Below are 14,863 nucleotides of genomic sequence, written 5' to 3' on the forward strand. Positions count from 1 at the left end.
GGTGATGTGCGCAGCAAAGCGATGTTAGTGGTATACTTCCGCGCCTGGATGCAGCCGCAGGTGTGGGCTGCTGTATTTTTCCCTATACAAGTCGCTTAAGACTTGCCAACGAACCATTGCCGCCATGAAGTTTATCATTAAATTGTTCCCGGAAATCACCATCAAAAGCCAATCTGTGCGCTTGCGCTTTATAAAAATCCTTACCGGGAACATTCGTAACGTTTTAAAGCACTATGATGAGACGCTCGCTGTCGTCCGCCACTGGGATAACATCGAAGTTCGCGCAAAAGATGAAAACCAGCGTCTGGCTATTCGCGACGCCCTGACCCGTATTCCGGGTATCCACCATATTCTCGAAGTTGAAGACGTGCCGTTTACCGACATGCACGATATTTTCGAGAAAGCGTTGGTTCAGTATCGCGATCAGTTGGAAGGCAAAACCTTCTGCGTGCGCGTGAAGCGCCGCGGTAAGCATGATTTTAGTTCGATTGATGTGGAACGTTACGTCGGCGGCGGTTTAAATCAGCATATTGAATCCGCGCGCGTGAAGCTGACCAATCCGGAAGTGACTGTCCATCTGGAAGTGGAAGACGATCGTCTCCTGCTGATCAAAGGTCGCTACGAAGGTATTGGTGGTTTCCCGATCGGCACCCAGGAAGATGTACTGTCGCTCATTTCCGGCGGTTTCGACTCCGGTGTATCCAGCTATATGTTGATGCGTCGCGGCTGCCGTGTGCATTACTGCTTCTTTAACCTCGGCGGCGCGGCGCATGAAATCGGCGTTCGCCAGGTGGCGCATTATCTGTGGAACCGCTTTGGCAGCTCCCACCGCGTGCGTTTTGTCGCCATTAATTTCGAACCGGTCGTCGGGGAAATTCTCGAGAAAATCGACGACGGTCAGATGGGCGTTATCCTCAAACGTATGATGGTGCGTGCCGCGTCTAAGGTGGCTGAACGTTACGGCGTACAGGCGCTAGTCACCGGCGAAGCACTGGGCCAGGTGTCCAGCCAGACGCTGACCAACCTGCGCCTGATTGATAACGTCTCCGATACGCTGATCCTGCGTCCGCTGATCTCTTACGACAAAGAGCACATCATCAACCTGGCTCGCCAGATTGGCACCGAAGATTTTGCCCGTACGATGCCGGAATATTGCGGTGTGATCTCCAAAAGCCCGACGGTGAAAGCGGTTAAATCGAAGATTGAAGCGGAAGAAGAGAAGTTCGACTTCAGCATTCTCGATAAAGTGGTTGAGGAAGCGAATAACGTCGATATCCGCGAAATCGCCCAGCAGACCGAGCAGGAAGTGGTGGAAGTGGAAACCGTCAATGGCTTCGGCCCGAACGACGTGATCCTCGATATCCGTTCTATCGATGAACAGGAAGATAAGCCGCTGAAAGTTGAAGGGATTGATGTGGTTTCTCTGCCGTTCTATAAACTGAGCACCAAATTTGGCGATCTCGACCAGAACAAAACATGGCTGCTGTGGTGTGAGCGCGGGGTGATGAGCCGCCTGCAGGCGCTCTATCTGCGCGAGCAGGGCTTTAAGAATGTGAAGGTATATCGCCCGTAATTTGTGGTTTTTACGTCGCATCTGGTCAGATGCGACGTTTGCCGCATCCGACACTACTCGTAATAATTATAAATCCCTGCCGCCATCACCAGTTGTGATGCCACTTCATGGGCTTTTTCACGTCCAACCAGCAAGTCAATAATTTTCAGACCAAAGTCGATAGCAGTGCCTGGCCCCTGGCTGGTCAGCAATTTTACCCGTGCATCCCAGACGACGCGCTTGTCCTGCCATTGTTCGGCGGGAATTTTATCTTTCAGTGTCGGGAAGCCGGTCATATTGCCAATCGGGAAGATATCGTGCGGCACCAGCACGGTGGCTGGCGCGGCGCAAATAGCCGCGACGATACGCCCGGAACGGTGGAACTGTTTAACGGTTTCAACCAGCAGGGTGCTATCGCGAAAACATTCCGCGCCTTTAATGCCACCAGGCAGCACGATCACGTCATATTCGCCATCGGCAACTTCGACCAGCGGCGCATCCGCCAGCAGCTTAACGCCGCGCGAGCAGGTAATCGCCAGGTTACCATCGCTGGCGACGCTGGCAGTGGTGACTTTGATACCGCCGCGAACCAGCAGATCGATAGTGGTGACGGCTTCAGTCTCTTCACTACCAGGGGCGAGGCAAACCAGTGCCGATGCGCTCATATTCACTCTCCTTTCTTTTTACCATTTCAAACAGGCGGGTGTTTTCCGGTACGGCAATCCCATGCGCGCGGGCGCGACGTAAGAGAAAACCATTGATATAGTCGATTTCAGTGTGGCGCAGCGCGTGGATATCCTGCAACATCGACGAGATATTTTCCGCTGTGGCATCAATCACCTGCATCACGTAATCACGCAAATCTTCTGCTGAAGTATGATGCCCTTCGCGTTCAATCACTGCCGCGACTTCTTCGCATATCTGCATAATTTCTTGCGGATGATGACGTAATTCACCGTTCGGGCAATTCCAGATGGCGGTTAGTGGATTAATCACACAGTTGACTGCCAGCTTGCGCCACAGCTCGGCGCGAATATTGTTATGCCAGGCAACGTCAGGTAATACGGTTTGTAAAATATCCGCCAGATAACTGTAATCGCCGTCCTGTTGCCGTGCCGGACCAATATGCGTGATACCGTTTGCCACATGAATAATGACATTTCCGTCGCGGCGCGCCGCATGGGTGGTAGTGCCCATCAGTAACGGCTGCTCAATGCTTTGCAACTCTTCGATGGTACCCATGCCGTTGTGAATTAACAGTATTGGCGTGGTTACAGGCAGTGTGGACGCGAGGCTTTTGACGGCATCGGAAACCTGCCATGCTTTCAGCGTCACCAGTAACAGATCGCTGGTGGCCAGAAAATCGGGATCGTTAGCGGTCAGAGACTCGTTAAATATCGAACCGTCAGTCTCAACCAGATTCACGCTACAATAAGGTTGCGGTACGCGCAGCCAGCCCTGAACTTCGTGACCCTGTTTGCAAAGTGCTGTAAGCCATAATTGCCCTAAGGCACCGCATCCCAATACGGTAATTTTCATTGTTCCTCCTCACCCGCAACCACTCCGGGTGTTCAATAAGGCTATCCCTTAATTGTGCATGCTGTTGCGACTATGCACAATTAAGGGATACGTCCTGGTGCAGGACTGTTGGTTATTTAACTTTGCAGGTATTATGCTTCGCATCAAAAATGAAGGGAGAGGAAAAGATGCCATCTTTCGATATTGTTTCTGAAGTTGATCTTCAGGAAGCGCGTAACGCGGTCGATAACGCGAGCCGCGAAGTGGAGTCCCGTTTTGACTTCCGTAACGTTGAAGCCTCATTTGAGCTGAACGACGCCAGCAAAACCATCAAAGTGTTGAGCGAGTCCGATTTCCAGGTCAATCAGTTGCTGGATATTCTGCGTGCCAAGCTGCTGAAGCGCGGCATTGAAGGCAGTTCGCTGGATGTACCGGAAAATATCGTTCATAGCGGTAAAACTTGGTTTGTGGAAGCAAAACTGAAGCAGGGTATTGAGAGCGCGACCCAGAAGAAAATCGTCAAGATGATCAAAGACAGCAAACTGAAAGTGCAGGCGCAAATTCAGGGCGATGAGATCCGCGTAACGGGTAAATCTCGTGATGATTTGCAGGCTGTCATGGCGATGGTACGCGGTGGCGATCTCGGTCAGCCGTTCCAGTTCAAAAACTTCCGCGATTAATCGCGACAACATGCGCTTTGTTCATGTCAGATGCGGCATGAACGCCTGATTCGGCCTACAAAGGTTTGTAACTCAGAAGCTTTGTAGGCCTGATAAGCGTAGCGCAGCAGGCAATTCGCCTCGTTTTTTATGCCTGACGAATTGCCTGTTCAACCTCAAAGCGATTCGTCACTTTGCTGTCGATTTTCACATAAGCTGAATGTTCTTCTTCTGCAATCAACACTTCTTTGACGCCTGCGGTTTCCAGTAAACGCACTTTTAACGCCTCGTTTGCGGCAATGTCCGCCGGGATTTCAATGCGCAAACTGCTAACATACGGCGGTTCTTTCATGGTACTGGCGACTGCCAGCCACACTGCTGCCAGCATTGCGCCAGCGAGAAATACGCCCTGACCGTCAAACATGCCGTCAATCCAGCCGCCCAGCGCACCGCCAATCGCCACGCCAAGAAACTGGCTGGTGGAGTAAACACCCATCGCCGTACCTTTGTAACCAGCTGGCGACTCTTTACTGATAAGCGAAGGCAGAAGGGCTTCCATCAAATTAAACGCCACAAAGAAAAGCTGCACGCCGACCACCAGTTGCCAGAACTGCGTTTGTGCGTTCCACAACACGATTTCCGCAACCACGATCAACCCGACGCAGAAGACAAAGACTTGCTTCATTTTGCGCTTAACTTCAGCGTAGATAATGAAAGGCACGACAGAGCCAAAGGCGATTAACATCGTTGCCAGATAGACCTTCCAGTGTTCAGCCGCCGGGAAACCCGCATCAGCCAGTTGCCCTGGCAGGGCAACAAACGTCGACATCAGCAGCATGTGCAGACACATAATGCCAAGGTTGAGTTTCAGCAGCCGCGGTTCTGCCAGCACTTTGCTGAAACTGCCTTTCACCATCCCGGATTCACGGTTGAGTACGTGCGTGCTGCTGTTAGGTACAACCCAAATGGTCAACGCAATGCCGATCGTTGCCAGAATAGCGATCATCCAGAACAGCGCGTGCAGCCCAAGTTTGTGAGTAATGATCGGGCCAAGCACCATCGCAATGGCGAAGGTAATGCCGAAGCTCACGCCAATAAACGCCATCGCTTTGGTGCGGTTTTGTTCGCGAGTGAGATCGGAAAGCAACGCCATAACGGCTGCGGCTATGGCGCCGGAGCCTTGTAACGCACGACCCAGAATGATTCCCCAGATGGAGTCAGAAAGCGCAGCAATAACGCTACCGGCAGCAAACACTGCCAGTCCGCCGACAATTAATGGTTTGCGACCAATGCGGTCGGAAAGCAGGCCAAACGGAATCTGAAAAACGGCCTGGGTCAAACCATAAATACCAATGGCAATACCGATTAACGCTTCGCTGGCCCCTTGCAGTGCCATACCGTACGTAGTCAGAACCGGCAGTACCATAAACATGCCCAGCATGCGCAATGAAAATACGGTCCCTAAACCCCAGGTCGCGCGCCGCTCACCTGGCGTCATTTTATAATCGTTCATTACCACCTCTTAAAAAATTGCCCACATAGTGTAGTGCGGAGCGCATGTTGGGTAAACAGAGTGTTAATGAGTAAATATTACATAAGAGAGTGGTTTTTACGTCAGGTATGAGCTTCTTTCGTATTCTTGCCATTAATACTTTGTGCGTTAAATATAACAAATGAAAAGCTCACATGATTTTATCCTCCAGGCAATGACATTATTTTTGGCTTTATTGAGTGGCATGTAACTTTTTATCAAAGGATGATGTTATTTTAACTCAATAAATAGAGGTGTAGGAGGCACTGATTATGCTGTTTCAGCTTAAATGCGTGCTTATTACCTGGGCCGTTATGGCAGTGTATTTATTCATGAAGTGGATGTTTGGTGGTTAGGTATAATAAGGGGTTATATATGTGGTCTGGTAAAGTTATTTTATTATCATTTGGTTTGTCTCTGGCTTCTTTTTGTCATGCTTCAACGGATATTAATCAACTGTATGAACGTATTGTCAATAAAGATCGGATGGCGTTAAAAGAACTGCAAAAATTAGCTGACTCCAATAACACGCAGGCGCTAGTGCTACTGGGATTTATTTATGAACACGGAGTGACAGTATCTGTTGACATCCCAAAGGCGATTCAGTGGTATGAGAAAGCCTGTAACCAGGGGGGAGAATACGGTTGTTATAATGCACGTTATTTCCTTCAATATGGTAAAGGCGTAACCCTGGACGTGACACGAGCACAGATGTATGCCAGTAAGTCGAAAACTGACGATCTTAATATCCCTCCTGATTTGATGAATAAAATAATCAATCAGGCCTATGAATTGAAATCCGGGGCCGAGACAGACAAAACGAAACGGGCGAGTTTAATTGAATTTGTCAGTCGTTATGTCGGTCAGGCACCCGAGAATGATTTGCTTTTTTGGGGGCGAATTGGTTTCAGTAAACCGGAAATTTTGCGTCTGGCGACTCTATGGGCGCAGGAAGACGACCCAAAAATGGATTATATTGTCGGAAATCTTTATCTCGATGATTTTTCACCTTCTGATGATAGACGTTCTTTAGACACCAAAAAGAAAGCACTGCAATGGTTTCGCACTGCGGCAGAAAAAGGTTATCCGATGGCGCAGTATACCATGGGCGATGCCTACGAAAATGGCAGTGCTGGTTTAAAGATTGATGCTGTCGAAGCCAAAAAATGGTACGAATTAGCTGCAAATAAGAATGACGAAAAAGCATTAGTAGCCCTGGGGAATATATACTATTCTGGGTTGACCGGCGAAGTTGATTATTCTAAAGCGAGCGTGCTTTTTAACAAGGCTGAACAGCAAGGGGCAAAAAAAGCCGCATTGTGGTTAAGTTGGATGTATTACAACGGATTAGGTGAAAGGCTTGATTGTGATAAGGCCTGGGATTATTACGAAAAAGGTGCGGGGAAATATTCATTGAAATTCAGTAAGGATGAATATTTAAACCGTTGTAATCAAGATCAGAAAATCCGAGAAACACAGGGTGATATTTTACCTTATCTCACGTTAAAACATTACGGGACCTATGGTTTTAACGCAAATGAAAAACCAAAAATATGCGATGTCAGTATTAAAATTAATGCTGATAAAATCAGTGGTATAACTAATTTGCAGTTGACGCTTGAGCTAAAGGGAAGTGAAGGTATCAGTGAAGAATATACCATTGTCGTACCACCTTTTAGTCTAAATACACTTGGCGTGGATATGTACAATAACTCCACTCATATAAGACAGACCTATATAGATATCCCAGTTTATAATCGTAATTTATGCGATTTTCATGATTTAACTTATTCTGTTAAATCTGCGACGACGATACTGAATGGGAAACAACGCGACTTGTTAAAAGAAGAGCATATTCAGGTGCAAGATAAATAAGGGATATTTTATGTTGCCTAAAAGAATATTATTTTCTTTAATGTTGATAGTTCCACCAGGCGTGGTGGCAAGCGAGAAAGCGCATGAATTGTATGACAGCATATACAGTAAAAAGCCAGCCCCCGATGTTATAAGTACACTACATAAAATGGCTGAGTCGGGGGATGTCGACGCGCAAAGCCTGTTAGGCTGGGAATATCATCAGCCCCGCTACGATACGAAACCCAACGTTCAGGAAGCCATTAAATGGTTCGAGTTAGCCGCTAAACAAGGTGACAGAGAAGCTCCGTTAGCGCTGGGGGATATCTACTACGACGGTGAGCAGGTGCGGGTGGATTATGCCAAAGCGTATGTGTTATTTAATCAGGCCGCGCAACACGGTATAAATTTAGCATGGTCCAGATTGGGTATGATGTACGCCAATGGTCAGTATGTTGAGGTAGATTGTAAGAAAGCGAAGGAATATCTTGATAAGGGTGTCCACATTTATGGTGGCCCGCAGAACTTTCTTGCCGCCTGTCGAAAAGACATGATTGACAGAAAAACGGTTGATGATATGTTGCCAGCCATCACAATTACCCATTCTGGAATGCGGGATAATTTTTTAGATGAGAGCTTTTCCTGTATGGACAGCCTCTTTGCCGAAACCAATAAATTAGGCGAAGTGGCCAATCTTCGTGTTACGTACAACATTAAGAGTCCGTCTGGTAAAGAAATTATCCAAACGGTTGGTTTCAAGCCTTTCGGCTTAAACCGGCTGAATATTAACTTTACTGATTACATAATCGGTTCGTTTAGCAGCAATTCATTGCTCCTTCTTTATAGATCCGATTTTGAGTCGAAAATGTGTTCACAGGTGAAGACTCGCATTATTGCCGCAACGGCAACGATAAAGGGTAAAGAAGTGGATCTGCTAAAAGTGGGGGCAATAAAAAACCCGCCAGAGTAAGCGGGTTTTTTGATGACGATAAGATTTACCAAACAGACGCCAGCAGCGTATGCGAGTCCGGCACCATAAAATCAACGGACATCATTACCGAGAGGGCGGTGATGGCGATGATAGAGAAGCCGAACAGCTTACGCGCCCAGATTCTGTCATCAGCGACTTTATAACCGCGTAGGGCCATGCCTAACCACCAGACGCTAACCGCTGCGGCGACCACCAGATATTTATACCCAGCGTAACCGCCAAGAGAGAGCATCAGCGTGGCAACGGCAAAGGCGATGATATACAGCGTGATGTGATTCTTCGCTACCGAAATGCCTTTTACCACCGGCAGTACCGGAATGTTCGCCGCCTGATAATCCTTAAAGCGGAAAATGGCGATGGCATAGGAGTGAGGCATCTGCCACAGGCTGAAGATAGCCAGCAGGATCGCTGCGCCGCTATCGAACTCGCCGGTTACCGCACAGTAGCCGATCACCGGTGGCGCAGCGCCGGAGAGCGAACCAATCAATGTGCCGTAGACCGAGTGGCGTTTCATGTACAGGCTATAAACGCCGACATAAACCACGAAGCCCATCACCCCCAGCCAGCAGGCCAGCGGATTCGCGCCAAACCACAGCAGCATAAAGCCAGCAATACCCAGCAAGGTGGCGTACACCAGCGAGACAGCAGGAGAGATCAGGCCTTTAACCAGCACCCGATTCTTCGTCCTTTCCATCTTTCTGTCGATATCCCTGTCGATGTAGTTGTTAAACACACAACCCGACGCCACAACCAGTGACACCCCAACCAGCGTGTAGATAAACAGGGGATAATCAATGCTGCCCTTTGAGGCCAACAGGAATCCCCCAATCACCGAGATCAGGTTGCCAAAGATGATGCCTGGTTTCGTTACTTGCAGGTATTGCTTAAACATCATAACCGCCGCTCTTAGTGCATCATCATGTTGTAGTTGAGGTTCCACATAATCCAGATGGAGCCTACAACCAGGATAGCGATGATTAGCACGGTGAAGACAAACGCCGTCATGTTCCAGCCTTCATCTGATTTGGTATTCATGTGCAGGAAGCACACCAGATGCACCAGAACCTGTACCACTGCCATTGCTAGGATTGTTCCCAGAATTACGGCCGGAGAGGCAGCCCCTGTCATTACCATCCAGAACGGAATCACCGTCAGGATTACCGACAGGATAAAACCTGTCATGTAGGTTTTTACGCTGCCATGGGATGCGCCGCTATGTTCGTTAGAATGACTCATTACATCGCCCCCATCAGATAAACAACAGTGAACACACAGATCCAAACCACATCCAGGAAGTGCCAGAACAAGCTCAGGCACATGATGCGGGTACGGTTAGTGCTGGTCAGGCCGCGACGGGCGATTTGCACCATCAGCACCGCCATCCAGATAAGACCGGAAGTGACGTGCAGACCGTGGGTACCAACCAGCGCAAAGAACGCTGACAGGAAGCCGCTGCGATCCGGGCCCATGCCGTTAACAATCAGGTGATGGAATTCATAGAGTTCCATCCCGATAAATCCGGCACCAAACAACCAGGTCAACGCCAGCCAGGAGATAACCTGGCTTTTGTTGTTTTTGTACATGGCGATAGCCGCCATGCCGTAGGTGATGGAGCTGAACAACAGCAAGAAAGTTTCAACCAGAACGAACGGCAGTTCGAAAATGTCCTTACCTGTCGGGCCGCCTGCGGTGCCGTTCACCAGAACGGCATAGGTAGCAAACAAGATAGAGAACAGAATGCAGTCGCTCATCAGGTAGATCCAAAATCCGAAGATTTTGGTTCCGCCTGCATCGTGGTGCCCGTGTTCGTGCGCGTGGGCAGTCGCGTACGTCAAAGTATCAGTTGCCATTTTTCAGCCCTGCCTTAGTAATCTCATCGAAATGCTGGTTTTCCAGTTTTTCGATTTCTGCCACCGGCACGTAGTAATCCACGTCCTCGTCGAAGCTTTTCACGATCCAGGTGATGATCATGCCTGCGAAGCCAACAATCGCCAGCCACCAGATATGCCAGATCATGGCGAAACCGAAGATGGTGGAGAAAGCCGCAATGACGATACCGGCGCCGCTGTTTTTCGGCATATGAATTTCTTCATAGTGGTCAGGCTTTTTGTACGCTTCGCCTTTCTCTTTCATTTCCCAGAATGCATCACGCTCGTGAACGTGCGGCACAATGGCAAAGTTATAGAACGGAGGCGGGGAAGAGGTTGCCCACTCCAGCGTACGGCCACCCCACGGGTCGCCAGTCAGGTCACGGTTCTGGTCGCGGTCGCGAATAGAAACGTACATCTGAATCACGAGGCAGAGAATACCCAGCGCAATCAGTACCGCACCGCTGGCTGCAATCATCAGCATGGTGTGGAACTGCGGGTCAATCTGCTGGCTTAAACGACGAGTCATACCCATGAAGCCCAGCGCATACAGCGGCATAAAGGCAACGAAGAAGCCGATGATCCAGAACCAGAACGCGCGTTTACCCCAGGTTTCGTTCAGTTTGAAACCGAACGCTTTAGGCCACCAGTAGGTCATCCCTGCGAAGCAGCCAAAGACCACGCCGCCGATGATAACGTTATGGAAGTGCGCAATCAGGAACAGGCTGTTATGCAGAACGAAGTCCGCGCCCGGTACTGCCAGCAGCACACCCGTCATACCGCCCACCGAGAAGGTGACGATAAAGCCGATGGTCCACAGCATCGCAGAATGGAACACGATGCGGCCCTGATACATGGTGAACAGCCAGTTGAAGATCTTCACCCCGGTCGGGATGGCGATAATCATGGTGGTGATACCAAAGAAGGCGTTTACGTTCGCGCCCGCACCCATCGTAAAGAAGTGGTGCAGCCAGACGATGAACGACAGCACGGTGATACAGACGGTTGCCCATACCAGCGAGGTATAACCAAACAGGCGTTTACGCGAGAAGGTTGCCGCAATTTCGGAGAACACACCGAATACAGGCAGGATCAGGATGTAAACTTCCGGGTGGCCCCAGGCCCAAATCAGGTTGATGTACATCATCATGTTGCCACCCATATCGTTGGTAAAGAAATGGGTGCCCAGATAGCGATCCAGGGTCAACAACGCGACGGTAACCGTCAGAATTGGGAAGGAAGCAATAATCAGAATGTTTGCGCACAGTGATGCCCAGGTAAATACCGGCATCTTAAACATGGTCATGCCCGGTGCACGCATCTTCAGAATGGTAACGAAGAAGTTGATACCGGTTAGCGTCGTACCTATACCGGATAGCTGGAGACTCCATATCCAGTAATCGACACCGACTCCCGGACTGTACTCTATTCCCGATAGTGGTGGATAGGCCAGCCAGCCGGTCTGCGCAAATTCGCCCACGCCGAGAGAAACGTTAACCAGAATCACACCAACAACGGTAAACCAGAAGCTTAAGTTGTTGAGGAACGGGAACGCAACGTCACGCGCGCCGATCTGCAGCGGAACCACCAGGTTCATCAGACCGATAACGAAAGGCATCGCCACGAAGAAGATCATAATCACGCCGTGCGCGGTGAAGATCTGATCGTAGTGGTGAGGTGGCAGGAAGCCCGCTTCACCCGCCGAGGCAAGGGCCTGTTGGCTACGCATCATAATGGCGTCAGTAAAACCACGCAGCAACATCACAATCGCCACGATGATATACATGATACCGAGGCGTTTATGGTCGACGGAGGTCAGCCACTCTTTCCACAGGTAGGTCCACTTACCGAAGTAAGTGATCAGGCCAACGAGCGCCAGACCTCCCAAAATAATGCCAGCGATCGTAACCATGACGATAGGTTCATGGTACGGGACTGCATCAAGTGATAATTTTCCGAACATCTTTATTCTTCCTCAACCCCTTTAATGGGCGGATTCCGCGTGGCTCATGTCCATGCCTTCCATACCTTCGTGTGCGCTGTGCTCACCTTCTGGCTGGGTCATGTCCATGCTCTTACCGTGAGCCATAAACTTATTAATCACATCGGCAAACAAGTCTGGTTTCACGTTGGAGAAATATTCCACCTGGTTGTATTCGCTAGGCGCGGCCAGTTTTTCGAACGCTGCCATGTCAGACATGCTGTTCGGTGACTGTTTCGCTTTTGCGACCCACTGGTCGAATTCGGCGCGATCCGGCGTTGCGATAGCTTTGAACTTCATGCCTGAGAAGCCCGGACCGCTGTAGCTGGCGGAGATACCGTCATAAGTACCGGGTTCGTTGGCGATCAGATGCAGGCGAGTCTGCATACCGGCCATGGCATAAATCTGGCTACCCAGACGCGGAATGAAGAAGGAGTTCATCACGGAGTTGGAGGTCACTTTGAAGTACACCGGAGTGTTCGCCGGGAAAGCGATTTCATTCACGGTAGCAATTCCCTGTTCCGGGTAGATGAAGAACCATTTCCAGTCCATGGAAACCACTTCGATGGTAATGGGCTTCTCGTCATGTGCCAGCGGCTTGCTAGGCTCAAGAGCGTGAGTAGTTTTCCAGGTCAGTACCGCAAGGAAGATGATGATTAAGATAGGTACCGTCCAGACCACAGCTTCCACTTTATTGGAGTGTGACCAGTTCGGGCTGTACTTAGCATCTTTATTGCTCGCACGGTACTTCCAGGCGAAACCAACAGCCATCAAGATTGCGGGAATAACGACAATCAACATCAGGCCAAATGCCGTCAGTATCAGTGAACGTTGCTCCAGACCAATCTGTCCTTTGGGATCTAACAGCGCAGAATTACAACCACTGAGCAATACAGTGCCTGCAAATAATGACAACCATCCCAAACTTTTATTGTATTTCCTGAGTCTCATTTAACGACCTCAATTCCACGGGATCTGGTGGCGTTTAAAGTGTGTGGGCATTTTACGGGAAGGTTACATTACTGTAAACATGATTAAATTCCTGTTACTTGGATTTGGTTGCTAGGTCACATATGTTGCAAAACATATCAAGTTGGTTTTAAGAAGCTGTTGCAAAAGGGCGTTATAACGAAAGGGGCGCGCGGAAGGGGGGTGGCAGGGCAATTGGTATAACCAATCTCAAAATAAAACAATTATTTAACAAACAATTATCATTGAAGTGACAACTCAGGTGAGGGGAAATAAAGTGTCATTAGCTGAATCGTGTAAGAAAAATAGAATCTATAAATGCCGTCAATAATTTTAGAAATCTAAGCCGCACAAAAGAACAAATATTATTAAGCGATGCTGATGTTTATTTAGCCGTAATAATTACGCCTGGTGATTACTACAGCTAAATAATATTCACAGATTACGTCAGATGTGTTTTTCGTAGTGCCAGATAATCCAGCAAACCACCAAACACGACTCCGCCCAGGGCGACTAAAACGCCGACTTCCAGCAGAGCAGGCAGGAAAGAGAAGTGGGTCAAATCCAGCGCGTCCATCGTCAATAGCAGTAACCACACGGCTAACAGGCTGACGCCCGTTGCCAGCGTCGACATGGCAAAGGCATAACCTGCCGGATACCCGGTACGAGGGATAAAGTCGTTATTGACCCATGTGTACTCCAGCGTGCGACGGCAAACCAGCAGCAAAATAAGTCCAGGTACGGCGGCGGCAACAGAGAACAGATAGAACGTCGGCCAGCCGTGAGCTTCAACAAACCAACCTGCTACTGGCCCTACATAAACCCGTCCTACAGCAGAAAGCGCCGAGAGCAGGGCGAACTGGGTAGCGGAAAATGACTTATTACACAGGGTCATTAATAGCGCCACAAATGCTGATGTTCCCATCCCGCCACACAGATTTTCGAAAAAGACAGCCGCGCCCATGCTGTAGAGATGCTTATCAGTCACGGAAAGTAGCCAGTAACCGGCGTTGGACGCTCCTTGTAAAAGGCCGAAAATCATGAGCGCACGGAACAATGACAGGCGCTGCATCAAAATTCCGCCGAACAATGCGCCGATGATGGTCGCCAGTAGACCGAGCGTTTTGTTAACTACACCCACTTCGCCGGCATCAAATCCGACGCCGCGAATCAAAAACGTGGTTGTCAGGCTCATGGCGAAAGCATCGCCCAGTTTGTACAGTACGATTAAAAGCAGAATCAGCCATGCGTTATTGCGGCCAAAGAAATCACGCAATGGTGCTACAACGGCCCGTTCCAGCGTTTTGGGTACAGGAATGGTGTCGGTTGGTTCTGGTGCAAGCAGTGTCGCGATAATACAGGGGATCAACAGCGCTGCCATCAACCAGTACATGCCTTGCCAGCCCAGCCATTTATCTGCCAGCCATAAAGCCAGGCCGCCGGATACCAGCATCCCCAGGCGATACCCCAGCACGCTGATTGCCGCACCTGCGCCGCGTTCTTCCGCTGGCAGCACATCCGTTTTCCAGGCATCAAAGACGATATCCTGGGAGGCGGAGCAAAAAGCGATCACCACCGCCAGAGCTGCCATCCAGCGTAATTGGGTGCCAGGTTCGAGAAAACCCATCGCCGCAATGGACAGTAACAATAGAGTTTGTGTCGCGAGCAGCCAACCGCGCCGACGTCCGAGGAACGGTGGGGTGTAGCGGTCCATCAGCGGGGACCAGAGAAATTTAAATACATAAGCCTGGCCTACCAGAGAGAAGAAACCGATGGTTTTAAGATCGATATTCTCAACGGTCATCCACGCCTGTAACGTGCCGGATGTCAGGGCGAGCGGTAGCCCGGAAGCAAAACCCAGGATCAGCAAAATGGCTGAACGCGGCTGTTGGAAAATACGTAAATATTGACTGGACATGGGCGTCTACAGGCCCGGCTTG

13 protein-coding genes are annotated in these 14,863 nt (G+C 49.6%); 4 read left to right on the forward strand and 9 right to left on the reverse strand.

Annotated elements, in window-relative coordinates; all coding sequences use genetic code 11:
• Positions 1 to 124: 124 nt before the first annotated feature.
• On the forward strand, positions 125 to 1,573 hold the full coding sequence (thiI, locus tag D9734_RS06545; protein ID WP_130206242.1) for a tRNA uracil 4-sulfurtransferase ThiI: 1,449 nt from the start codon (positions 125 to 127) through the stop codon (positions 1,571 to 1,573).
• Positions 1,574 to 1,626: 53 nt separating this feature from the next.
• Here the strand turns inward: thiI and yajL are convergent, their stop codons facing one another.
• Complete coding sequence (gene yajL, locus D9734_RS06550) at positions 1,627 to 2,217, reverse strand: protein deglycase YajL (RefSeq protein ID WP_001276309.1); 591 nt, start codon at positions 2,215 to 2,217, stop codon at positions 1,627 to 1,629.
• Positions 2,180 to 3,091 (reverse strand): 2-dehydropantoate 2-reductase, encoded by a 912-nt coding sequence (gene panE, locus D9734_RS06555; RefSeq protein WP_130206244.1) that lies wholly within the window; start codon positions 3,089 to 3,091, stop codon positions 2,180 to 2,182. Before panE ends, yajL begins: the two co-directional genes overlap by 38 nt.
• A gap of 167 nt (positions 3,092 to 3,258) precedes the next feature.
• Here panE and yajQ point away from each other — a divergent pair, with 167 nt between their 5' ends.
• Positions 3,259 to 3,750, forward strand: coding sequence for a nucleotide binding protein YajQ (yajQ, locus tag D9734_RS06560; protein ID WP_001138904.1), 492 nt, complete (start codon positions 3,259 to 3,261; stop codon positions 3,748 to 3,750).
• 127 nt (positions 3,751 to 3,877) lie between these two features.
• Here yajQ and D9734_RS06565 read toward each other — a convergent pair whose 3' ends face one another.
• Entirely contained in the window at positions 3,878 to 5,242 is a 1,365-nt protein-coding gene (locus D9734_RS06565; protein WP_130206246.1) for an MFS transporter, read from the reverse strand.
• Positions 5,243 to 5,635: 393 nt separating this feature from the next.
• Here D9734_RS06565 and D9734_RS06570 point away from each other — a divergent pair, with 393 nt between their 5' ends.
• The gene (locus tag D9734_RS06570) at positions 5,636 to 7,135 is read left to right on the forward strand and encodes an SEL1-like repeat protein (RefSeq protein WP_130206248.1); all 1,500 of its coding nucleotides are present in this window, start codon (positions 5,636 to 5,638) and stop codon (positions 7,133 to 7,135) included.
• A gap of 10 nt (positions 7,136 to 7,145) precedes the next feature.
• The gene (locus D9734_RS06575) at positions 7,146 to 8,084 is read left to right on the forward strand and encodes a tetratricopeptide repeat protein (RefSeq protein ID WP_130206250.1); all 939 of its coding nucleotides are present in this window, start codon (positions 7,146 to 7,148) and stop codon (positions 8,082 to 8,084) included.
• A gap of 25 nt (positions 8,085 to 8,109) precedes the next feature.
• Here D9734_RS06575 and cyoE read toward each other — a convergent pair whose 3' ends face one another.
• From cyoE to ampG, 6 genes are all read right to left on the reverse strand, one after another.
• On the reverse strand, positions 8,110 to 9,000 hold the full coding sequence (gene cyoE / locus D9734_RS06580; protein ID WP_130206252.1) for a heme o synthase: 891 nt from the start codon (positions 8,998 to 9,000) through the stop codon (positions 8,110 to 8,112).
• Positions 9,001 to 9,011: 11 nt separating this feature from the next.
• Positions 9,012 to 9,341 (reverse strand): cytochrome o ubiquinol oxidase subunit IV, encoded by a 330-nt coding sequence (locus D9734_RS06585; RefSeq protein ID WP_130206254.1) that lies wholly within the window; start codon positions 9,339 to 9,341, stop codon positions 9,012 to 9,014.
• Positions 9,341 to 9,955 (reverse strand): cytochrome o ubiquinol oxidase subunit III, encoded by a 615-nt coding sequence (locus D9734_RS06590; RefSeq protein WP_130206256.1) that lies wholly within the window; start codon positions 9,953 to 9,955, stop codon positions 9,341 to 9,343. Before D9734_RS06590 ends, D9734_RS06585 begins: the two co-directional genes overlap by 1 nt.
• Positions 9,945 to 11,936 (reverse strand): cytochrome o ubiquinol oxidase subunit I, encoded by a 1,992-nt coding sequence (gene cyoB, locus D9734_RS06595; RefSeq protein ID WP_130206258.1) that lies wholly within the window; start codon positions 11,934 to 11,936, stop codon positions 9,945 to 9,947. The genes D9734_RS06590 and cyoB overlap by 11 nt, the downstream gene beginning before the upstream one ends.
• Before the next feature lie 21 nt (positions 11,937 to 11,957).
• Complete coding sequence (gene cyoA, locus D9734_RS06600) at positions 11,958 to 12,905, reverse strand: cytochrome o ubiquinol oxidase subunit II (RefSeq protein ID WP_001239440.1); 948 nt, start codon at positions 12,903 to 12,905, stop codon at positions 11,958 to 11,960.
• Between the two features lie 460 nt (positions 12,906 to 13,365).
• Entirely contained in the window at positions 13,366 to 14,841 is a 1,476-nt protein-coding gene (ampG, locus tag D9734_RS06605) for a muropeptide MFS transporter AmpG (protein WP_130206260.1), read from the reverse strand.
• Between the last annotated feature and the right edge of the window lie 22 nt (positions 14,842 to 14,863).

The sequence above is a fragment of the Escherichia sp. E14S1 genome (assembly GCF_004211995.1).
Lineage (GTDB): Bacteria > Pseudomonadota > Gammaproteobacteria > Enterobacterales > Enterobacteriaceae > Escherichia.